Source organism: Streptomyces sp. NPDC059008, from assembly GCF_042749045.1.
Classification (GTDB): Bacteria; Actinomycetota; Actinomycetes; order Streptomycetales; family Streptomycetaceae; genus Streptomyces.
This window is the reverse complement of the sequence record NZ_JBHYJC010000025.1, coordinates 80,109-100,498: the sequence shown is the minus strand read 5'-3', so window position 1 is coordinate 100,498 and position 20,390 is coordinate 80,109. Positions and strand designations below refer to the sequence as shown.

The 20,390-nt window shown below is 72.6% G+C and carries 17 protein-coding genes and 1 pseudogene; 9 read left to right on the top strand and 9 right to left on the bottom strand.

Annotation, left to right across the window (positions count from 1 at the left end; genetic code table 11):
• Positions 1-48 precede the first annotated feature (48 nt).
• From ACFWZH_RS26345 to ACFWZH_RS26335, 3 genes are all read right to left on the bottom strand, one after another.
• A complete protein-coding gene (locus ACFWZH_RS26345; protein WP_384436034.1) occupies positions 49-654 on the bottom strand; it encodes a TetR/AcrR family transcriptional regulator in 606 nt (201 codons plus the stop codon).
• Positions 655-681: 27 nt separating this feature from the next.
• The gene (locus ACFWZH_RS26340) at positions 682-2,343 is read right to left on the bottom strand and encodes an AMP-binding protein (RefSeq protein WP_384436031.1); all 1,662 of its coding nucleotides are present in this window, start codon (positions 2,341-2,343) and stop codon (positions 682-684) included.
• 117 nt (positions 2,344-2,460) lie between these two features.
• Positions 2,461-3,231 (bottom strand): SDR family oxidoreductase, encoded by a 771-nt coding sequence (locus ACFWZH_RS26335; protein WP_384436028.1) that lies wholly within the window; start codon positions 3,229-3,231, stop codon positions 2,461-2,463.
• A gap of 260 nt (positions 3,232-3,491) precedes the next feature.
• Between ACFWZH_RS26335 and ACFWZH_RS26330 the strand changes: the two genes are divergently transcribed.
• The gene (locus ACFWZH_RS26330; RefSeq protein WP_384436025.1) at positions 3,492-4,778 is read left to right on the top strand and encodes an exo-beta-N-acetylmuramidase NamZ domain-containing protein; all 1,287 of its coding nucleotides are present in this window, start codon (positions 3,492-3,494) and stop codon (positions 4,776-4,778) included.
• A gap of 44 nt (positions 4,779-4,822) precedes the next feature.
• Here the strand turns inward: ACFWZH_RS26330 and ACFWZH_RS26325 are convergent, their stop codons facing one another.
• Positions 4,823-5,302, bottom strand: coding sequence for a DUF1877 family protein (locus ACFWZH_RS26325; protein ID WP_384436022.1), 480 nt, complete (start codon positions 5,300-5,302; stop codon positions 4,823-4,825).
• 185 nt (positions 5,303-5,487) lie between these two features.
• Between ACFWZH_RS26325 and ACFWZH_RS26320 the strand changes: the two genes are divergently transcribed.
• Positions 5,488-6,822, top strand: coding sequence for an MFS transporter (locus ACFWZH_RS26320; protein WP_384436019.1), 1,335 nt, complete (start codon positions 5,488-5,490; stop codon positions 6,820-6,822).
• Between the two features lie 46 nt (positions 6,823-6,868).
• Here the strand turns inward: ACFWZH_RS26320 and ACFWZH_RS26315 are convergent, their stop codons facing one another.
• Positions 6,869-7,891, bottom strand: coding sequence for a LysR family transcriptional regulator (locus ACFWZH_RS26315; RefSeq protein WP_384436016.1), 1,023 nt, complete (start codon positions 7,889-7,891; stop codon positions 6,869-6,871).
• A gap of 146 nt (positions 7,892-8,037) precedes the next feature.
• Positions 8,038-10,866 carry a penicillin acylase family protein gene (locus tag ACFWZH_RS26310; RefSeq protein ID WP_384436013.1) on the bottom strand — a complete coding sequence of 943 codons (2,829 nt, stop codon included), beginning with the start codon at positions 10,864-10,866 and terminating at the stop codon, positions 8,038-8,040.
• A gap of 256 nt (positions 10,867-11,122) precedes the next feature.
• Here ACFWZH_RS26310 and ACFWZH_RS26305 point away from each other — a divergent pair, with 256 nt between their 5' ends.
• The 4 genes and pseudogenes from ACFWZH_RS26305 to ACFWZH_RS26290 all read left to right on the top strand — a co-directional run bounded on the left by ACFWZH_RS26305 (position 11,123) and on the right by ACFWZH_RS26290 (position 15,144).
• Positions 11,123-11,737, top strand: coding sequence for a hypothetical protein (locus tag ACFWZH_RS26305; RefSeq protein WP_384436010.1), 615 nt, complete (start codon positions 11,123-11,125; stop codon positions 11,735-11,737).
• A gap of 94 nt (positions 11,738-11,831) precedes the next feature.
• Positions 11,832-11,996: pseudogene (locus tag ACFWZH_RS26300) on the top strand (3-keto-5-aminohexanoate cleavage protein); the annotation flags it as partial.
• Positions 11,997-12,091: 95 nt separating this feature from the next.
• Entirely contained in the window at positions 12,092-13,495 is a 1,404-nt protein-coding gene (locus ACFWZH_RS26295) for an OFA family MFS transporter (protein WP_384436007.1), read from the top strand.
• Between the two features lie 206 nt (positions 13,496-13,701).
• A complete protein-coding gene (locus tag ACFWZH_RS26290) occupies positions 13,702-15,144 on the top strand; it encodes an amidase (protein ID WP_384436004.1) in 1,443 nt (480 codons plus the stop codon).
• A 51-nt stretch (positions 15,145-15,195) separates the two neighbouring features.
• On the opposite strand, the gene soxR is transcribed toward ACFWZH_RS26290, so the two are convergent.
• The gene (gene soxR, locus ACFWZH_RS26285) at positions 15,196-15,750 is read right to left on the bottom strand and encodes a redox-sensitive transcriptional activator SoxR (protein ID WP_384436001.1); all 555 of its coding nucleotides are present in this window, start codon (positions 15,748-15,750) and stop codon (positions 15,196-15,198) included.
• A gap of 374 nt (positions 15,751-16,124) precedes the next feature.
• Between soxR and ACFWZH_RS26280 the strand changes: the two genes are divergently transcribed.
• Positions 16,125-16,586, top strand: a complete 462-nt coding sequence (locus tag ACFWZH_RS26280) for a MaoC family dehydratase (RefSeq protein WP_384435998.1) — start codon at positions 16,125-16,127, stop codon at positions 16,584-16,586.
• On the opposite strand, the gene ACFWZH_RS26275 is transcribed toward ACFWZH_RS26280, so the two are convergent.
• A complete protein-coding gene (locus tag ACFWZH_RS26275) occupies positions 16,567-17,220 on the bottom strand; it encodes a TetR/AcrR family transcriptional regulator (protein ID WP_384435995.1) in 654 nt (217 codons plus the stop codon). The two genes, ACFWZH_RS26280 and ACFWZH_RS26275, sit on opposite strands and share 20 nt — an antisense overlap.
• A 154-nt stretch (positions 17,221-17,374) precedes the next feature.
• Positions 17,375-18,526 carry an acyl-CoA dehydrogenase family protein gene (locus tag ACFWZH_RS26270; protein ID WP_384435992.1) on the bottom strand — a complete coding sequence of 384 codons (1,152 nt, stop codon included), beginning with the start codon at positions 18,524-18,526 and terminating at the stop codon, positions 17,375-17,377.
• Positions 18,527-18,623: 97 nt separating this feature from the next.
• Here ACFWZH_RS26270 and ACFWZH_RS26265 point away from each other — a divergent pair, with 97 nt between their 5' ends.
• Positions 18,624-19,280 carry a TetR/AcrR family transcriptional regulator gene (locus tag ACFWZH_RS26265; RefSeq protein ID WP_384435989.1) on the top strand — a complete coding sequence of 219 codons (657 nt, stop codon included), beginning with the start codon at positions 18,624-18,626 and terminating at the stop codon, positions 19,278-19,280.
• A 71-nt stretch (positions 19,281-19,351) separates the two neighbouring features.
• Positions 19,352-20,317 carry an urea transporter gene (locus ACFWZH_RS26260; RefSeq protein ID WP_384435986.1) on the top strand — a complete coding sequence of 322 codons (966 nt, stop codon included), beginning with the start codon at positions 19,352-19,354 and terminating at the stop codon, positions 20,315-20,317.
• Positions 20,318-20,390: the final 73 nt, after the last annotated feature.

Genomic DNA, 20,390 nt, shown 5'->3' with positions numbered 1-20,390 from the left:
GGGCCCCGCGGACTTACAGCCGCGGGGCCCGGCGCCGTCCGTCGCCTCTCAGGGCCGCAGGGCGCGCAGCAGCAGGTCCGCCAGGTGGTCGGCGACCTGCTGCGGGCTGAGCGGGCCGTCCTCGCGGTACCACGTGCCGAGGTGGTGCACCGAGCCGAAGTGGTAGTCCACGACGAGGTCGGCGGGGATGCCGGCGGCGAACACCCCGGCGCGCTGGCCCTCCTCGATCAGGGCCCGGAAGCGCTCGTGGTAGCGCCGCCGCTCGGCGCGCACCTGCTTGTCCTTCTCCGGGCTGAGATGGTGCATCGAGCGGAAGAAGATCTTGGTGTCGTCGAGGTTCTCGATGGTGGTGACGACGACGTCGGCGGCGGCGTCGCGCAGCCGCCGCTCGACCGGCGCGTCGGCGTTCGCGAAGTGGTCCAGGCGCTCCTGCTGCAGCCGCAGGACCCGGCCGTAGACCTCGTGCAGCAGATCGTCCTTGGAGCCGAAGTAGTGGTACAGGGCGCCCTTGGTGACGCCCGCCGCGTCGACGATCTCCTGGACGGAGGTGCGGTCATAGCCCTGCTCCGCGAAGAGCTTGGTGGCGGTGGCCAGCAGCCTCTGGGCCACCGGCTTCGCGCCGCCGTTGCCGTTGCCGTCCTTCGTGCCGGCCATCGCCCTCACCTGTCCTTCGTGCGTACGTCATGCGCGGTGGCGCAGCTCCCGTCGGAGGATCTTGCCACTCGTGGTCTTGGGAAGCTCTGCCAGGATCTCCACCTCACGGGGATATTTGTACGCCGCGAGCCGCTCCTCGCAGTAGGCGGACAGCTCGGCGGGGTCCAGATCCTGCCCCGGACGCAGGCTGACATACGCCTTGACCGTCTCGCCCCGGTAGGGGTCGGGCACACCGACGACCGCCGCCTCGCGCACCGCGGGGTGGCCGTAGAGCACGTCCTCGACCTCCCGCGGCCACACCTTGAAGCCGGCCGCGTTGATCATGTCCTTCTTGCGGTCGACGACGTACAGCCAGCCGTCGGTGTCCATGAAGCCGATGTCGCCGGTGCGCAGTTCGCCGTCCGGGAGGGCCTCGGCGGTGGCGTCGGGGCGGCGCCAGTAGCCGGGGACGACCTGGGGGCCGCGCACCGCGATCTCGCCCTGCTCGCCGAACGGCAGGTCCCGGCCGTCCTCGCCGACGATCCGGATGACCGTGTCGGGGCCGGGCACCCCGACGGCGAGCGTGCCGGAGACCTCGTCGACCGGCGCCTGCCGGCCCGGCGGGACGCTGGCGCAGGGCGCGGTGCACTCGGTCAGGCCGTAGCCGTTGTGGAGGTAGGGGCCGAAGCCGGCCCGGAACTTCTCGACGAGGGCGGGCGGCAGCGGCGCGCCGCCGGAGGACATCGTCGTGAAGGACGCGAAGTGGTCGCGGGTGACGCCGGGGTGGGCCATCAGCGCCATGTAGGCGGTGGAGGGGCCGACCGTGTAGGCGGGGCGGTGCTCCAGGAAGGCGTCCAGGACGACGCCCGCCTCGAAGCGGTAGGCGAGCGCGAGGGTGCCGGTGTTGGCGATGCAGGCGGCCAGTTCGCAGACCATGCCGGTGATGTGGAAGAGCGGGGCGAGCGCGAAGTAGGTGGCGCCCTCGGGCAGGCTCAGGCCGGTGCGCTGGCGTTCGGCGTTGTAGGTGATGTTGCCGTGGGTGTTGGTGGCGCCCTTGGGGGTGCCGGAGGTGCCGGAGGTGTAGCTGATCAGCGCGAGGTCGTCGGCGGTGAGCTCCGGGTCGGCCAGGGCCGCGCGCAGTCTCCCGGCGGTGCGGGCGGCGGTCTGCAGGTCGTCGGCCCCTTCCTGCGGCCCGAGCGGCTCGCCGCGCAGCACCCGGGCGTCGTCGCGGGTCTGCAGCTCCCGCTCGGCGGCGGTCAGCGCGATCCGTACGGAGGGGGCCTCGGCCGCGGTGGCGCGCAGATAGCCGTCCCAGGTGCGGTCGGCGCAGATGACGGCGGTGGCCTCGGCGTCGTCGAGGATGTGCCGGGCCTCGGCGGACTTGTACATGGGGTTGAGGGGCACGACCACCCCGCCGGCCTTCCACACGCCGAGCACCGCGAGCACGAAGTGCGGGGTGTTCTGGAGCATGACCGCGGCACGGTCACCGCGCCGGAACCCGCGGCCGGCGAGGTGGGCGGCGATGCCGTCGGAGAGCGCGTCGGTCTCGGCGTAGGACAGCCGGCCGTCGAAGTAGGCGAGCGCGGTGCGGTCGGGGGCGCGGCCGACCGCGGCCCGGAAGGCGTGCAGCATCGAGGGGTGCGGCCGGACGGGGGCGCGCTGGGCTTCGGTGAGCTGTGCCAGCCACGGCTTGTCCTGGTAGGAGGTCATCGGGGTGCGGCCCTTTCTTCCTGATCGCCTGATCATCCCTGCGGGGGAACACCTGGTGTGACGTGGGGTGGCGGCCCGGGCCCGGCCGGCCCGCCACCCGTTCCTGCCGAAGAAGGCTCAGGCGCGGCCCTCCGCCTGTTCCAGTTTCCGCTGGAGGTGGTTCATGCCGCCCAGCCAGCGGTCGGGGTCGGCGGCCCGGGCGGCGTAGTAGTCGGCGACCTCCGGGTGCGGCAGCACCAGGAAGCGGCCCTGCTCCATCGCCGCGAAGAGCGCGTCGGCGACGGCCGCGGGCTCGACGGCCGTGGGGGTCAGCACCAGCTCCCCGGCGGCTCCGGTGGCGGCGAGCATGTCGGTGCGTACGCCCTGGGGGCAGATGGCGTGCACGTCGATGCCGCGGTGCCGGTAGGTCAGCGAGAGCCACTCGGCGAAGGCGTACGCGCCGTGCTTGGTGACGCTGTACGGGGCCGCCTCGACCATGGTGAGCAGGCCGGCCGCGGAGACGGTGGAGACGAAGCGCCCGTTGCCGCGCTCCAGCCACTCCGGCAGCAGCTGCTTCGCCGCCCGTACATGGGCCATGACATTGACGTCCCAGGCCAGCGCCCAGTCCTCCTCGGGCGCGTTGGGCCCGCCGCCGGTGCCGACCCCGGCGTTGGCGCAGAAGACGTCGATCGCGCCGCCGAGCGCCTCGCGGGCGGCCGGGACGACGGTGGAGGCGTCACCGGGGACCACGAGGGCGCCGATCTCCTCGGCGGTCCGCTTCGCCTTGGCCTCGTCCAGGTCGTTGACCACGACCCGGGCCCCCTCGGCGGCGAACCGGCGGGCCAGGGCCGCACCGATCCCCCCGCCCGCCCCGGTCACGACGACGGCCTTGTCCCGTACGGCTTCCACTACTGGGTCTCCCTCGGTCGCATCGGTTCGACTGACAGGCAGACTAACCAGTCGGTATGTCCTGGCGGAAGAGGCCGTCCCCGGCTCTCGACTCCTCCCCCGGTCTCGACCTCGCTCGACCGGGGGTCTCCCATGAGCGGGAAGGTCCCCGCTCGCCGCGGCCCGGTCCGTTCCCCAACGGCGCCCGGCGGGCTAGCGTGCACACGGCACGCATCGCTTGGTTCCCTGCTCCCTGCTCTGCTGGACACGGAGGTGTGCGGATGGCTCTGTCGAGACGCGTTCTGCTCGGGCATCTGGCGGCGACCGGCGCGGCCGGCACGGCCCTGGCCGCGACCGCACCCCCCGCACGGGCCGCCGAGCCGGCGCCCGGCGGCGGGCGGCGGGTGCACACCGGCTTCGAGCGCCTGGCCGCCGACGACTACCGCCTCCTGGAGGGCCGACGGGTCGGCATCGTCACCAACCCCACCGGCATCACCCGGACGGCCGAGCACGTCGTGGACGTGCTGCACGCCGACGAACGGGTGCGGCTGACCGCCGTCTTCGGCCCCGAGCACGGCTTCCGGGGCACCGCGCAGGCGGGCGGCTCCGAAGGCCGCTACGACGATCCCGCCACCGGGCTACCGGTCTACGACACCTACAACAAGAGCGGCAAGGAGCTCGCCGCCGTCTTCACCGCCTCCGGCGTGGACACCGTCGTCTTCGACATCCAGGACGTCGGCGCGCGCTTCTACACCTATATCTGGACGCTCTACGACTGCATGGTCGCGGCCGTCCTCGCCGGCAAGCGCTTCGTCGTCCTCGACCGCCCGAACCCGGTCACCGGCCGCTTCGCCGCCGGCCCGGTCCTGGACAAGGCCTACGCCTCCTTCATCGGCCGCGAGCCGATCTCCCAGGCGCACGGCATGACGGTGCTGGAACTGGCGCTGCTGTTCAACGGCGAGTTCGTCCCCGCGGCCGCCGGACGGCCGGTGGAGCTTCAGACCGTGCGGATGACCGGCTGGCGGCGCGGCGACTTCTACGACGCCACGGGCCTGCCGTGGGTACCCCCCAGCCCCAACATGCCCACCCCGGACACCGCCCTCGTCTACGCGGGCACCTGCCTGTTCGAGGGCACCAACCTCTCCGAGGGGCGCGGCACCACCCGCCCCTTCGAGCTGCTGGGCGCCGACGGAATCGACCGCCGCTGGGCCGCGGCCGCGAACGAACTCGCCCTGCCCGGCGTGCACTTCAGGGAGGCCTACTTCGCCCCCACCTTCTCCAAGTTCCAGGGGAAGACGATCGGCGGAGTCCAGCTCCATGTGCACGACCGGGAGGCGTTCGACCCGGTGCGCACCGGCATCGCGCTGCTCGTGACCGCGCAGCGGGTCTGGGACGGCTTCGCCTGGCGCCCGGACCACGGCATCGACCGGCTGACCGGGTCGTCGACCGTGCGCAGGATGATCGACGCGGGCGCGGAGCCGGACGAGATCGTCGCCGCCTGGCAGGAGGATCTCGCCGCGTTCCGCGCCGTGCGGGCCCGTTATCTTCGCTATCCGTCGCCGCACTGACCGGGGCGGCGCACGGCGGCGCGAAGGAGCCTCAGGGGCCGGACCTAGAAGCTGAAGCTCATGAACGCCCCGTAGCCGCCCTCGGCCGCCTCGGAGAAGAACGCGACGAGTTCCTCGTAGGCGCTCTTCAGCCACTCCAGCTCGCCCTCGGGGTCGAACCTCCACACGTTGGGGTACACCTCCTCCTTCATCATCTGCTCGGGGTCGTAATGGACCGCCAGTTCCTCCCACGAGGTGGCCCGCAACTGCCGTGCCAGGCTCTCGATCTGCACCGCTGACCACCCGAACAGGGTGCCGTCCTCCAGGATCGGCGAGCCGTCCATCAGGAAGTCCAGGTACAGGTCCGTCTGGTCGAGCAGGAACTGCAGGCCGCCCCACGCCTTGTCCGGCCCGCCCTGGGGGCGCGCCGGGACGTCGTCGCCGGTGTACAGCTCGAAGGTGTACCCGTCGGCCCACGCCGGGTCCTTCTCCGCCCTGTCCAGCTCCTCCGTCGTCGCGCCGATGAACCCGATGGTCACGCCCATGACAGCCAATCCCCCTTGATATACAGCTCGTTCGACCCTTTGGTCGAACACACCGGCGAGTGTTCCACACGGCACTGACAACGGACCGCGCCCGCCGACGAGCGACGCCGCGCGGTCCGTCTCAGGGGCCGGGACGGCGCGTTCGGCTATTGACTGTCTCGTACAGCGACCAGGAAAGTGCGCTGGTGAACAATGATGCGACAGCAGTGCAGAAAACGGCGGCCGGTGCGCCGGCGGCGGCCGGTGCGGACGCCGGGGGCGAGAGCCTGCGGCGGGTGGCCGTGGCCTCGTTCATCGGGACGGCCATCGAGTTCTACGACTTCTACATCTACGGGACGGCCGCCGCGCTCGTCCTCAACCAGGCGTTCTTTCCGACCCTCTCGCCGGTCAACGCCACCCTGGCGGCCTTCTCCACCTACGCGGTGGCGTTCGCCGCGCGGCCGATCGGCTCGGTGATCTTCGGCCACTTCGGCGACCGGGTGGGCCGCAAGTCCGTGCTGGTCGCCTCGCTGTTGCTGATGGGGCTGTCCACGGCGCTGGTCGGACTGCTGCCGGGCTACGGCACCTGGGGCGTCTGGGCGCCGCTGCTGCTGATCGCGCTGCGCTTCCTGCAGGGCATCGGCCTGGGCGGCGAGTGGGGCGGGGCGGCGCTGCTCGCGGTCGAGCACGCACCGCGCAGGCGCCGTGGGCTGTATGCCGCCTTCCCGCAGATCGGCCCGTCCGTCGGATTCCTCGCGGCGACCGGGGTGTTCTGGCTGCTGTCGTCGGTGCTGGACGACGCGGCGTTCCGCTCGTGGGGCTGGCGGGTGCCGTTCCTGCTGTCGTTCCTGCTGGTCGGCGTCGGGCTGTTCGTGCGGCTGAAGATCAGCGAGACACCGGTCTTCGCGAAGGTGATGGACGCTCAGGAGGCCAGCAGGGTCCCCGTGGTCGACGTGCTGCGCCGGCATCCGCGCGAACTGCTGCTGGGCGCCGGCGGCATGATCGTGGCGTACGGGCTCTTCTACACCGCGACGACCTACTGCCTGGCCTACGCGACCGGCGAACTGGGCGTCTCGCGCAACACCATGCTGGGGCTCTCCCTGATCGCCTGCCTCTTCCTGACCGCCGGCACCTGGCTCGCCGCCACCCGCTCCGACACTGCCGGCCGCCGCAAGCTGGTCCTGGCGGGCTGCGGCCTGTCGGCGCTCTGGGGGCTGGTGCTCTTCCCGCTGCTGGACACCCGGCAGCCGGCGCTGATCGCGCTCGGCCTCGGCGGCGCGCTGTTCTGCATGGGCGTGGTGTACGGCCCGATGGGCGCGTACCTGCCGGAGCTGTTCGGTACGGCGGTGCGGTACTCGGGCGCCTCCCTGGCCTACAACCTGGGCGGGGTGCTGGGCGGCGCGGTGGCACCTCTGGTCGCCACCCGGCTCCAGTCGGAGTTCGGCTCCACGTCGGTGGGCTGGTACATGAGCGCCATGGCGGTGGTCTCCCTGGTGTGCGTCCTGGCGCTGCCGGAGACCCGGGAGCGGGACCTGACCTGAGGGCCCGAGCCCCTGGTAGGGGTGCCGGCGGGCTCCGGCGCGGGCCTCACGAGCTGAGCCACCACCGGCCGCTCTCCCTCGACAGCGCGTCCCACAGGAGGTTGAGGGGGTGTCCGGGCGGATACGACGCCCGCTCCCCGCGCCGGGTGAAGACCCCGACCAGCACCTCGGTCCGGGGCTCCGCCTCCCCGACGATCTCCAGGGTGCGCAGCCCGCCGGCCTCCGGGAGGCGGCCGTCCGCGGCCGCCTCCCCGATGCCCCGGGTGACCAGCATCGCCCCGCTGACGACCCCGGAGCGCAGCAGCTCGAAGCCGTAGTGCGCGGCCTCGATCTCGGCCGCTACGGACAGCCGCTGGCGGTAGTCCGGGCCGTACCACGCGGTCAGGAAGCGGCCGATGAGGCCGCGCGTCGAGATCACCAGGGGCAGTCGGGGCAGCTCGCCCGCGCCGAGGGAGGTGCCGGGCAGCCGCTCCGGCGGCAGGTTCGTCAGCAGCGACAGACCGCTGCGGCGCCACTCCATGACCTCGTACGGAGCCAGCAGTTCGGCCTCCGCGCCTTCCGTGACCACGACGCTGCCGCAGACCAGGTCGAGTTCCTTGGACCGCAGTTTGGTGAAGAGGTCGCCGGTGCGGACGTGAGTGACCTTGAGGTCGACACCGTCGCGTTCGTAGTCCTCGCGGACGCGTTCCACCGCGTCCAGCAGGAAGCCGAGGGTGTAGCGGGTGGTGCCGACGGAGAGCGTCCTGCCGAGCCGGCGGCGGGCGCCCTGCACACCGTCCGACCACTCGCCGAGTGTGCGCCGCGCCAGGTCGACCAGGGCCTCGCCGGTCGCGGTGAACAGGGCGTCCCTCCCCCGTCCCTGTTTGAGCACCAGCTCCTCGCCGCACAGCGCGGCGAAGGTGCGGTTCATCCTGTCCAGCTGCTTTTGCACACTGGACTGTTCGCGGCCCAACCGGCGGGCGGCGCCCAGCGCGGTGCCCGTCTCATGGACGACGATCAGAGTGCGCAGCTGGTCCATGGTGGTGTCCAGCAGCTCCGGCGGGTACTGCTGCGGACCTGACAAGGCCATGCGCGCCCAACTCGCTTTCCCTCCCCGGAAATCAGGACTGTGCAGCATAGCCCGCGCACCCGTGCGAAGGCCCCGGGATCCCACCCGGGGCCTTCGCCTGCCGGCGACCGGTGTCCGGTAGCCGCCTACCGGTGTCCGGTACCCGTCTATCGGTGTGCCGGGAACTCCACGACCTGCTGGTACGTCGGCCGGTTCTGCCAGCTGATGGTGTCGTGGGTCAGCCCGCCCACCGCGCGGTGGATGATGGCGTCCGCGCACCACTGGTCGCCGGCCTTGCAGCTCGCGTCGCCCGGGTAGACCTGCTCGGCCGTCCTGCCGCTCGCCTGCGCGAGCGTGGTCAGGAGGGTGTCGCGACAGGCGGAGAGGTCGCCGCCCCCGCAGTAGCGCTTGGCGAGCGGACCTCGGACCTTGTCACCGAGCACCGAGCGCAGGTCCTTGTCCGCGTAGCTCCACCAGCCGTACTGGAACGCCGATCCCGCGTGCCCTCCGGTCGGGCCGTGGCCGGCCGACGGCGACTCGTCGACGGCGAGGTTGGCGCCCAGCGCGTCGTACAGGTCGCCGCCCAGGCCCGGCTTGAAGACGGCCTCGATCATCAGCGGCCACCAGGCGTCCATCAGCCGGACCGCGTCGGGGTGGGTGTAGGCGTGCGACCCGGCGGCGGTCTCGCGGCGCTGGGCGCCGTCCTTGCGCCAGGCCTGCAGCTGCTGGACGGCGGTCTTCAGCCGGGGGTCGGTGACCGGCTTGCTGCCCAGCACGCGCAGGAGTTCGGGCAGCACGTCCTCGCCGCGCAGGTCGGTGACGGCGGCCTCGGACATCGCCCGGGTCAGCGAGGCCCGGGTCACCCCGCCCTCCTCGGTCAGTGCGCGCACCCGGTCGTCCAGCAGGTTGCCGCGGTGCACCGAGCCGTTGCCGAAGCCGGCCGAGTCGTAGTCGTCGGCCTGCTTGTTGTTCCAGGAGATGTAGTAGTCCTGGTTGACGGACTGTGGGTGCTGGGCGGGCGGGGTGTAGTCGGTGGTGTTGGTGGCGGGGTCGTAGCCCTGCCACTCGTAGGCGTCGTCCGCCGTGATGGGCAGCGAGGGGTCGACGGCGGGGTTGCGGACCGGGTTGAGGCCGCTGTTGTAGTACGCGGTGTCGCGGGAGTCGGCGTAGAACCAGTTGAAGGCGTAGCCGATGTGCTGGGCGGCCTTCTGGAAGGACCTGGCGTCGCGTACGGCGGAGGGGTCGTTGAGCATCTGGAAGCCGATGATCGAGTCGGCCTCGTGGCGGTAGGTGGAGCGCTGGGCGGTGTAGGCGACGGGCTTGCCGCGGACGGTGGCGCGGTGGGTGACGGTCCCGTACTTCGTCCGGAAGACCTGCATCCGGTACGAGCCGGCCGCCGTCGGGTCGGCGATGGTGGGCTTCCAGGAGTTGGTGCGCTCCAGCTTCTCCATGGGGACGCAGGAGCCGCGGTAGCGGTAGGAGGTGGAGTCCTTGGCGGCCGGCGAGCCGTCGGCGTTGCACAGTTCGACCGCGTAGGTGTCGGTGATGTCCTGGCCGGCGGAGGTGGCGCTCCAGGCGTAGTCCTGGCCGCGGCCGAGCTGGACGTACATCCCGACGCCCGCGAAGGAGGCTCCGCGGGCGCTGATGCCGGGCCCCTGGATCTCCTGGAGCATCAGCAGCTGGGGCGCGAAGTAGCCGGTCTGCGGGCCGAAGACGGCGACGGGGTGCCCACTGGCGGTGTGCTTGCCGGAGACCAGCAGGGCGTTGGACATCCCGCGGCGCTGGTGGGGGTTGAAGCTGCCCTTGGGCAGCACCCCGTCCTTGAACAGGCCCTCCAGCTTGCGGAACTTCTTCGGGGCCGCGACCGGGTCCCGGGGCGGCGTACCGCTCTTGGTGGTCGCCGCGCCGGTGCGGTCGAAGACCAGTGGCTCGGGGGTGACCGAGCCGTGGTCCGGCAGCGCCGTGCCCTTGGCCCTGGCCGGCTTGACGGCGTACGGGAAGCTGCTGCCGTCGTGCAGGGTCTTGGCCGCCTCGGGGTCGTTGCGCTCCCGGAAGGACTCCCAGACCTCGGTGCCCTTCTCGACGCCGTACTTCTGCTGGGCGGCGAGCAGGGACAGGGCGTTGGTGACCTCCCCGCCGCCGCCGTTGCCGAAGAGGCCGCCGACCACGGAGGCCAGCGCTATCAGGTCGGTGAGGGTGAACGGCGCGATCTCACCGGCGTTGGTGATCGCGTCGATGTGCCCGGTGAGGACGTACTCGCCGGGGAAGTAGCGGCCGTTCTTGGACTGCTCGCGGTAGGCGTTGATGCCGTCGACGTACGCCTGCGCGTCGGCCATGGCCTGCTTGCCGCGCTCGCCGTTGTGGTCCCTGATGTAGTCGACCTGCTGCTGGAGGTCCTTCTCGGTGTACGGCGCCTGCGGCCAGAACTGCTGCTCCAGGCCCTGGTTGGCGAGCGCTCCGCCGGCGAAGGAGGTCAGCTCGCCGCGGCCGATGTGGCGGAAGAGGTCCATCAGCCAGAGCCGGTCCTGGCCCGCGGCGTATCCGGCGCCGAACTCGGTGCCGTAGCGGGTGGTGCCCTTGATGTGCGGGACGCCGGTCTTCTTGTCGCGGGTGATGGTCACGTCGTCGCGGGGCGCGGTGACCTTGCCGACCTGGCCGTCGGGCACGCCGAAGGAGGCGTCGTTGAAGAACTGGGTGAGGGTGTCGTCGGTGAGCGACTGGTAGCCGGTGGCCAGCGCGCCGTACGGGGCGAGTTGGTCGGTGGAGTGCGCGGGGTGGGTGCCGAACAGCTTGTTGCCGAGGATCTCCACCAGGGTGGCGTTGCCGGTGGCGCCGGGCGGCAGGATGTCGGCGCACTGGCCTTCGCAGTAGTCGTGGGCGGCCTGGTCCAAGTTCCGCGCGGCGGCCGCGGTGGGGGGTGGTGCCAAGACCGTGGCACCCAAGGCGAACAGGGCCGCCGCCGCGGCGGTCCTGAGCCTTCCGGTACGTCGTCGCATCCCTGCTCCTCGATGGGGGTCCCCCCTGCTCCTCACGAACTCGGGGGAGGGTGGGCGGGACGTTACCGGCGGTTATCCCCGGCCGGAAGGTGAACAACAGTCACCTTTTCCAATTCCCCACAGACGCAACGGCCGCCACTGTCGTGACATCTCGCCGCGACACCGGCGAACCGCACGAAAGTTCGATGGATCCAGGCGGCGGCCGGCTACGTCCCATCCCCGTCCAGTCGGATCCTCCCCCCGGAGGTGGGATGAAATGGCCGGTTTCAGAGCCCTCGCAGAACAGGTCCGCAATCCACGACTCGTCGCAGCTCAGCGGCGTACCGCCCTGCGCAAGTGCCTTGAACGCTTCGCCCCTTACGGACACCGGGCGACCTGGCACCATCTGTGCACCCGGGCCGGTATCGCGACCCAGGACCGCGATCCGGACCCGGAGCGGCTGGTCGCCGCGCTGACCGAGCTGGAAGAGGCCCGCGCCCTCTGGCTCGCGTACGAGGAGGAGTTCGCCGCCCGGCGCCGCAAGGAGAAGCACGACGGCATCCGGCAGCCCAGCGCGATCGACGACTGGCACCGGCGGACCTGGGGCGGCTGCGACATCGTGCCGTGCGAGTCACCGCAACGGCACCCGGCGGCCCGGCTCGCGGAGGTGCTGCGCCGCATGATCGTGGCGATGGAGGCGGGGCGGCCGCGCCGGGACTGCCCGGTGTGCGGCGGCACCCGCTTCGCCTGGCTCCCGGAGACGGCCGACGTCCCGGCACCCGGGCCGGCCTGCCGACAGTGCGGGGTGCTGGCCCCGGCGTCGGTGCTCACCCGTGAGGCGCTGACCTCGGCGGTCCGCGCCCAGGGCGCCGGGGCGTTCGCCGCGGCCTGAGCCCGGTGGCCGCCGCCGCTTGCCGGCGTAGGAGCGCCCGGTCCGCACACCACGGCCGGAGCCGTTGTCGGACCCCGGTGCCCCCATCGGTGGCATGTCGCGGGTATGTCTCAACGGACCGCGGACCGCGGCCGATTCGGGCGCGGCGCCGATGCCGCCGGCGGCGCTCGCCGAGGCGGCGCGGCAGGCGGTGGCGGCCGGTGCCGAGGACGTCCATGTCCACCCCAGGACCCCGTGCGGCCGGGGCTCCCTCTCGCCGCACCCCGGCCGACGGCAACGCCGCGTTGGTGCGCGCCGCGGCGACTTCGGCGTGCGGCCTTCCCGGAGGGTGATCGGCGGGGTACGTTCCGCCACATGATCGCGTCCGCCCGTTCCCGCATCGTCGCGCCTTCGGGGTGGAGCCGGTGGCTCGTGCCGCCCGCCGCCCTGTCCATCCATCTCGCCATCGGACAGGCCTACGCCTGGAGCGTGTTCAAACCGCCCCTGGAGTCGGCCCTGAAGCTGTCCGGGACGGCCTCCGCGCTCCCCTTCCAGCTGGCCATCGTGATGCTCGGGCTGTCCGCGGCGTTCGGGGGCACGCTCGTCGAACGCAACGGCCCGCGCTGGGCGATGTGCGTCTCGGCCCTCTGCTTCTGCGGCGGCTTACTCGTCGCCGCCCTCGGCGCGGCCGCCGGCCGGTACTGGCTGATCGTCCTCGGTTACGGCGTCATCGGCGGCATCGGCCTGGGCATCGGCTACATCTCCCCGGTCTCCACCCTCATCAAGTGGTTCCCCGACCGCCCCGGAATGGCCACCGGCATCGCCATCATGGGCTTCGGCGGCGGCGCGCTGATCGCCTCGCCCTGGTCCGTCCAGCTGCTCGCCACCCTGGGGTCCGATACCTCCGGCATCGCGCGGACCTTCCTGGTCATGGGCGCGTGCTACGCCGTGTTCATGTCCCTGGGCGTGGTGCTGGTGCGGGTCCCCGCCGACGACTGGCGGCCGCCGGGCCGGCCGGCCGTGGCCGCCTCGGCGGCCCGGCCGCTGGTCACCACGGCCCAGGTCTCGGCGCGCGGCGCGCTGCGCACACCGCAGTTCTGGTGCCTGTGGGTCATCCTGTGCATGAACGTCACGGCGGGCATCGGCATCCTGGAGAAGGCCGCCCCGATGGTCTCCGACTTCTTCGCCCGCACCGCGGCACCGGTGAGCGCGTCGGCCGCGGCCGGCTTCGTGGGCCTGCTCTCGCTGGCCAACATGCTCGGCCGGATCGTCTGGTCCTCGGCCTCCGACCTGGCCGGCCGCAAGAACGCCTACCGCCTCTACCTGGGCGCCGGCGCCCTGATGTACCTGCTGATCGCGCTGGCCGGTGATGCTTCCAAGCCGTTGTTCATCGCCTGCGCGGCGGTGATCCTGTCCTTCTACGGCGGCGGGTTCGCCACCCTCCCGGCGTATGTGAAGGACCTGTTCGGCACGTATCAGGTGGGCGCGATCCACGGCCGGCTGCTGACGGCCTGGTCCACCGCGGGCGTACTGGGCCCGCTGATCGTCAACGCCGTCGCCGACGGCGGGAAGTCGGCCGGCCGCAGCGGCCCCGACCTCTACTCCACCTCCTTCTTCATCATGATCGGCCTGCTGGCCGTGGGCTTCGTCGCCAACGAACTCATCCGCCCCGTGCACCCCCGGCACCACCAACCCCCCGCGTCCGGTGCCCAGTCGACCGCCGACGGGCGCGCCACATCCGGGCCCGCGCCCGCCGACACGAAGGGAGCCGAGCAGTGACCGCCCGCCGCACCCTCCTCCTCGTCCTCGTCTGGCTGTGGGTGGCCGCCCCCTTCCTGTACGGCCTTTACGAACTCACCCTCAAGCTGAAACAACTGTTCACGGGCTGACCACCCGCACCGACAGCGCATCCGGCGCAGGCAAACCGGCCCTTGCGCCCGTACGGCACCAGGGCCGCGCGGGCACCCGTAGGTAGGGAGACGTCCATGGCCGAGCTACACGATCTGTCCGCGCTCGAACAGGCCGAGGGGATCCGGTCCGGTGAGCTCTCCCCCGTGGAGCTGACCGAGCACTACCTCGCGCGGATCGATCGGCTCGACGACACACTGGGCGCCTTCATCACCCGCACCCCGGAGATCGCCCGCAAGCAGGCGGCCGAGGCCGAGAGCGAGGCCGCCGCGGCCCGCCGCGAGGGCCGCGAACTGCCGCCGCTGCACGGCGTCCCGGTCCCCATGAAGGACCTCCACCAGGTCGCCGGGGTGCGCTGCACGATGGGTTCACGGGCGCTCGCCGAGCATGTGCCGGAGGTCGACCACCATGTCGCGGGCAAGCTGCGGGCGGCCGGCACCATCCTGCTCGGCAAGACCAACACGCCCGAATTCGGGCTGCCCTGCTACACCGAGAACGGCTTCGCCCCGCCCGCCCGCACCCCCTGGGACCTGGCGCGCTCGGCGGGCGGCTCCAGCGGCGGCGCGGCCGCGGCGGTCGCCGGCGGCCTGGCCCCCCTCGCGCACGGCAGCGACGGCGGCGGCTCGATCCGCATCCCGGCGTCGGCCTGCGGGCTGTACGGCATCAAGCCCAGCCGCGGCCGGATCAGCGGCGGCCCGCTGATGCACGACATCACCGGACTGGCGACCTCCGGCCCGCTGGCCCGTACGGTCGCCGACGCGGCCACCCTGCTGGACGTCATGGCGGGCGCGATGCCCGGCGACCCGTACGCGGCGCCGTCGCTGCCGCCCGGCGAGACCTTCGCCTCGTACGCCCTGCGCGACCCCGGACGGCTGCGGATCGCCTGGCTGACCGGGGCGCCCATCCCGGGCGTCGAGATCCACCCCGACTGCCGTACGGCCGCCGACGACACCGCCGCGCTGCTGACCGGGCTCGGCCACCAGGTCGAGCAGCTGTCGCTGCCGTCGGACGACTCGATCCGCGAGGCCTTCACCCGCGTGTGGTCCGTGATGGCCGCCAACCAGCCGGTCCCGCCGGAGGGCGAGGAGCTGCTGATGCCGCTCACCCGCTATCTGCGCGAGCGCGGTGGTCAGGTCTCCGGCACGGACTTCGCACGCTCGATGTACGCCTTCCGCATGCTCGCCCAGTCCCTCGCCGACGGCCTGATGCCGCCGGGAACCGGCTACGACGTGATCCTCTCACCGACCTTGGCGACGCCCCCGGTGGCCGTGGGCGAGCTGCGCAACGACGCCGACCCGCAGGCCGAGTTCGCCGCCCTCGGGTCCTTCACCCCGTTCACCGCGCTCTGCAACGCCACCGGACAGCCCGCGGTCAACGTCCCGCTGTACTGGAACGCCGAGGGGCTGCCGATCGGTGTGATGCTGGCCGGCCGGTACGGCGACGAGGCGACGCTGATCGCGCTCTCCGCCCAGCTGGAGCAGGCCCGCCCGTGGGCGGCCCGCAAGCCGGCCCTGTGGTGAGCGCGGGCTGACCGGCCGGCCCGTCCCGCCATGGGGCGGGCGCGGCCGCGCTCATCCCTGGGCGCTGTCCCGGCACGACGACGGCACGGCCTCCGGGCGCGGCGACGCCTCCTCCGGGCGGGGCGGTGCGGACTCCGGGTCCTTGGCGCCCCGGTCGACCCGCAGCCGCCGGGCGCCGGGCCCCTGCTCGCCGAGGTTGTCGTAGGGGTTGGACAGCGCGCACCTCTCCAGCGAGAGGCAGCCGCAGCCGATGCAGTCGGTCAGCCGGTCGCGCAGCTCGACGAGTTGGCTGATCCGCTCGTCCAGCTCGGAGCGCCACACCTGGGAGAGTCGGGCCCAGTCGTCGCGGTTGGGGGTCCGCTCGTCCGGCAGCTCCGCCAGCGCGTCCCGGATCACCGCGAGCGGGATCCCGACCCGCTGCGCCGCCCGGACGAAGGCGACCCGGCGCAGCGCGTCCCGGGAGTAGCGGCGCTGGTTGCCCGCCGTCCGGGTGCTGCTGATCAGCCCCTTCGACTCGTAGAAGTGCAGCGCGGACACCGCGGCGCCGCTGCGCGCGGACAGCTGGCCGACGGAGAGCTCATGAACCTTGAACGGAAGCTGGGGCACGTTTCCAGCCTAGGGCCTGTCCGATGGGGCAGGGTCGGAAGGGCCGCGGCGTCTGGTGCACTGCGTTCGCTGCGCGAACTCCGTCTCGGCTCCTCATGTGCTCCTTTGGATGCCGAGCTGCATCGCAAGGCGCCGGAGCGTCTCGATAGCGGAGCTCTCGGGACGCTCCGGCAACGCCGCGAGGTGCCGTGCCAGGCGCCGCGGACCCGGCCATGGCCCATCGGACAGGCCCTAGCGGCGGGGTTTCCGCAAGCGTTGACAGCGGGTACTCGTACTCCGCATGCTGAGCAAGCGCTTAGTAAGCGTCGGCCCGGCGTGCGACGGCGGCACCCGGTGCACGACGGCGTAGGTGGATCCCAAGGAGGCAGACGGAGATGGCAGAGCCCCGAGTGTTTGGATCGCTCGACGAGCTGCGGGCCGCGGTCGGCGAGGAGCTGGGCACCAGCGACTGGCTGGAGATCGACCAGAAGCGGATCGATCTGTTCGCCGACGCCACCGGCGACCACCAGTGGATCCACGTGGACCAGGAGCGGGCCGCGACCGGCCCGTTCGGCGCCACCATCGCGCACGGCTATCTGACGCTGTCGCTGCTGCCCGCCTTCGTACCGCAGCTGATGCGGGTCGACAACGTGAAGATGGGGATCAACTACGGCACGAACAAGGTGCGCTTCCCGGCCACCGTGCCGGTCGGCTCGCGGCTGCGCGCCACGGCGAGGATCGCCGACGTCGCCGAGGTCAAGGGCGGCGTGCAGCTCACCACGGTGGTGACGATCGAGCGCGAGGGCGGCGACAAGCCGGTGTGCGTCGCGGAGTCGGTCAGCCGTTTCTACCTGTAGCGGGGCCCGCCGGGTCGGCGCCCACCATCCGCAGGACGAGGTCGGCGTAGAGCGCGCCGACCTCGTCGGGGGTGCGCGGGCCGTCCGCCGAGAACCAGCGGGCGACGTCCACGCACAGCGACAGCACCGCCAGGGTGGTGCCCGGGACGTCGTCGGCCCGGAACTCCCCGCTGTCCGCGCCGTCCTGGATGATCTGCCGCAGCAGGCGGTCCGTCCGGCGGCGCAGATCGGCGATCTCGGTGTAGTGCTCGGGGCTCAGCGCCTGGAGTTCGTACTGGATGACCCGGGCGGTGGTGTGGTGCTCGGCGTGCCAGCGGGCGAAGGTCCGCACCGCGTCGCGCAGTCGCTCGGTGGCGCCGCCCTCGGCCTCCGCGGCGGCGCCCATGATGCGCAGCGCCTTTTCGTGGCCGATGCCGCTGATGCGGTAGAGCAGCTCTTCCTTGGTCTTGTAGTGGATGTAGAGGGCCGCCGGGCTCATACCGGCCCGGCCGGCGATGTCCCGGGTGGTGGTGGCGTGGTAGCCGCGCTCGGCGAACGCCTCGACGGCGGCGCCGACCAGCCGCCGCGCGGCGTCCGGGGTCACCCCCGCCCACTCCTGGTTCTCCTCCGCAGCCTGCTCCGCCGCCGCACCCATCGCCGCACCCCGCTCCTCGATCCGCCAGGGACTTCCTTGGACGGATCGAACACCATACCGCGCCACTGAGCAAGCGCTTAGGGCCTGTCCGGTGGCAGGACCGGACGCCGCCCGCCGGGGCCGGCGGGCGGCGAGGCGCCCGCGCACCGCGGGGTCAGAACGCGGAGACCCCCGTCAGCGCGCGGCCGATGACCAGCTTCTGTATCTGGCTGGTGCCCTCGTAGAGGGTCATCACCCGGGCGTCGCGCAGCAGCTTGCCGACCGGGTACTCGTCGATATAGCCATACCCCCCGAAGACCTGGAGCGCGTTGTTGGCGGCGCGCACCGCCGCCTCGGAGGCGAACAGCTTGGCCTGGGAGGCGGCGGTGGCGAACGGCTCACCGCGCTCGATGAGATCGGCCACCCGCCAGGTCAGCAGCCGCGCCGCGGCCACGTCCACCGAGATGTCGCTGATCAGCTCCTGCACCAGCTGATGCCGGGCGATCGGCTTGCCGAACTGCTCGCGCTGGCCCGCGTAGCCGATCGCGGCGTCCAGCGCGGCCTGGGCGATGCCCACACAGCCGGCGGCGACCGACATCCGCCCCTTGGCCAGCGCGGACATCGCCACCGAGAAGCCCTTGCCCTCGGGGCCCAGCATCGCGGCGGCCGGCACCCGTACGCCGTCCAGCACCAGCTCCGCGGTGGCCTGGCCGCGCAGCCCCAGCTTGCCGTGGATCTCACGGCGCGTCAGGCCGGGGCTGTCGGTCGGCACCAGGAAGGCGCTGATGCCCTGATGGCCCGGGGCGTCGCCGGTGCGGGCGAAGAGCAGCACCACATCGGCCCAGGTGCCGTTGGTGATGAACATCTTGGCGCCGTCGACGACGTAGTCGTCCCCGTCGCGGACCGCCCGGGTGGCCAGTTGCGCCGCGTCGGATCCGGTGCCGGGCTCGGTCAGGCCGAAGCAGCCGACCGCCTCGCCCGAGGTCAGCCGCGGCAGCCACTCCCGTTTGTGCCGCTCCTCGCCCCAGGAGGCGATGGTCTTGGCCACCAGGCCGAGGGAGACGGAGACGATGCCGCGCACCGCGGAGTCGCCGCGGCCCAGCTCCTCGGTCACCAGGACGTAGGAGAGGTGGTCGCCGCCGGAACCGCCGTACTCCTCCGGAACGGTGAGACCGAGGAAGCCGAGGTCGCCGAGCTTTCGGACGATGCCGCGGTCGACCTCCTCCGCACGGTCCCAGGCGGCGGCGTACGGCACGACCTCGCGGTCGACGAAGTCCCTGGCGAGCTGCCGCGCCGCGGCCTGCTCCGCGCTGAGCTCCAGATCCATCCGGCCCCCTCCTGGCCAAGAGCAGTGCCGCGCGCCCTCACCGGACACCGTTAATTAGCACTGCTAGTTTTTGCTGGGCGCCTCTACTATGTGCGCCATGGCCCGACCCCGCAAGCCCCTGCTGAGCCGCGAGCGCATCGTCTCCACGGCGCTTGCGCTGATCGACTCCGAAGGGCTGCCGGCGCTGTCGACCCGGCGGCTGGCGGCGGAGCTGGGCGTGAGCGGGCCGTCCCTGTACAACCACTTCACGACCAAGGACGAGATCCTCGACGCGGTCGCCGACACGGTCATCGCCAAGGTCGACGTGTCGACCTTCGAGAAGGGCGCGGACTGGCGCGCCGGGCTGCTGGACTGGGCCCGCTCCTACCGCGCGGCGCTCGCCGCCCATCCGCACATCGTGCCGTTCCTCGCCCAGGGGCCGGGCCGGCGCCCGGCCGGGCTGAAGATGGCCGACGCGGCGTTCGGCGGCATGGTCGAGGCGGGCTGGCCGCCCGCACAGGCCACCCGGGTCTGCGCGATGGTCCGCTACTTCGTGGCCGGCTCCGCGCTGGGCTCGTTCGCCCGCGGCTTCGTCGACGACCCGAGCGCGTACGACCCCGCCGACTATCCGCACCTGGGCCAGGCGCACCTCCTCGCGGAGCACCAGCGGCAGGTGGACGAGGGCGCGTTCGAGACCGGTCTGCGCGCCCTGGTGGACGGCCTGGCACTGCAGCACCCCGAGCTCGCACCGCCGCCCGGCCCCACCCGCCGATGAGCGCCGCCCGCCGGCTGTAAAGTGCACCCGCCTCTGGCGGGCAGGGGCGGGTGCGGGAAACAGGAGGCGGCGTGGGCGAGTGGGGCACGGCCATCAACGGCCCCTTCCGGACGCGTGGCGGACGGTTCGTCATCGAGGTGCTGCGCGGCCAGGCGCAGGTCGACTTCCTGCCGAACGCGCTGACCGGTGCGGTGTTCTCGATCGGCCTGTTCGCGGCGGGCTGGGGATACGGGCTCTACGGCCTGATCGGCACGGCCGTCGGCACCGCCACCGCCCGCTTCCTGGGCGTGGACCGGGACCGGATCACCGCGGGGCTCGAAGGGTTCAACGCCTGCCTGGTGGCGGTCGGCTGCGCGGTGTTCCTCGGCGCCGACCGGCTCTCCACCGCCCTGCTCGCCCTGGCCGGCAGCGCGGTGGTCACCGTACTGACCGGTGCCGCCGCGCGGATACTGGCCACCTGGGACCTGCCGGCCTTCACCCTGCCGTTCTGTCTGACGGCCAGCGCGCTGACCATCGCCGCGCCGGGATTCCAGCGGGTCTGGCACCAGGACGCGGGCCCGGCCGCGCTCCCCCGCCCGGCCGTCGGGCCCGCCGCCCTCACCTTCTCCGACCTCTGGCACGCCTTCTTCGCCAACGTCGGACAGATCTTCTTCATGCCGCAGTGGTACGTCGGCCTGATCTTCCTGGCCGGCATCTTCGTCGCCTGCCGGCGGGCGGGCGCACTGGCCTGCGTCGGCAGCGTCGTCGGCATCTGCACCGCATGGGCCCTGGGCGCCCCCGCCGAGCAGGTGGCGGAGGGGGCGCTGGGCTACAACGCCGTGCTGGTCGCGATGGCGCTGTGCGGGGTCTTCCTCGCCGCGGACGGCTGGAGCCTGGCCTACGCGGTGGCCGGCGCCGCCGCCGCGACGGTGCTCACCCCGGCCCTGGCCGCCGTCTTCGCACCGTCCGGCGGCCACGCCTTCACCTGGCCGTTCGTCCTGGTCTCACTGGCCTTCCTGACGGCGGCACCGGCCTTCCCCCGGCTGCGCAGGGTGTAGGGCCTGTCCGACGGATGCCGCTCAAGGGCGCGGGGCGGCCGCCCTCGCCCGGCGGACCGGCAGCCAGATGGCG

Bases quoted from the DNA above. Each gene is read 5' to 3' on its own strand.
- ACFWZH_RS26345 (WP_384436034.1), bottom strand. From the start codon at position 654: ATGGCCGGCACGAAGGACGGCAACGGCAACGGCGGCGCGAAGCCGGTG.
- ACFWZH_RS26340 (WP_384436031.1), bottom strand. From the start codon at position 2,343: ATGACCTCCTACCAGGACAAGCCGTGGCTGGCACAGCTCACCGAAGCC.
- ACFWZH_RS26330 (WP_384436025.1), top strand. From the start codon at position 3,492: ATGGCTCTGTCGAGACGCGTTCTGCTCGGGCATCTGGCGGCGACCGGC.
- ACFWZH_RS26325 (WP_384436022.1), bottom strand. From the start codon at position 5,302: ATGGGCGTGACCATCGGGTTCATCGGCGCGACGACGGAGGAGCTGGAC.
- ACFWZH_RS26315 (WP_384436016.1), bottom strand. From the start codon at position 7,891: ATGGCCTTGTCAGGTCCGCAGCAGTACCCGCCGGAGCTGCTGGACACC.
- ACFWZH_RS26310 (WP_384436013.1), bottom strand. From the start codon at position 10,866: ATGCGACGACGTACCGGAAGGCTCAGGACCGCCGCGGCGGCGGCCCTG.
- ACFWZH_RS26305 (WP_384436010.1), top strand. From the start codon at position 11,123: ATGGCCGGTTTCAGAGCCCTCGCAGAACAGGTCCGCAATCCACGACTC.
- ACFWZH_RS26295 (WP_384436007.1), top strand. From the start codon at position 12,092: ATGATCGCGTCCGCCCGTTCCCGCATCGTCGCGCCTTCGGGGTGGAGC.
- ACFWZH_RS26290 (WP_384436004.1), top strand. From the start codon at position 13,702: ATGGCCGAGCTACACGATCTGTCCGCGCTCGAACAGGCCGAGGGGATC.
- ACFWZH_RS26280 (WP_384435998.1), top strand. From the start codon at position 16,125: ATGGCAGAGCCCCGAGTGTTTGGATCGCTCGACGAGCTGCGGGCCGCG.
- ACFWZH_RS26275 (WP_384435995.1), bottom strand. From the start codon at position 17,220: ATGGGTGCGGCGGCGGAGCAGGCTGCGGAGGAGAACCAGGAGTGGGCG.
- ACFWZH_RS26270 (WP_384435992.1), bottom strand. From the start codon at position 18,526: ATGGATCTGGAGCTCAGCGCGGAGCAGGCCGCGGCGCGGCAGCTCGCC.
- ACFWZH_RS26265 (WP_384435989.1), top strand. From the start codon at position 18,624: ATGGCCCGACCCCGCAAGCCCCTGCTGAGCCGCGAGCGCATCGTCTCC.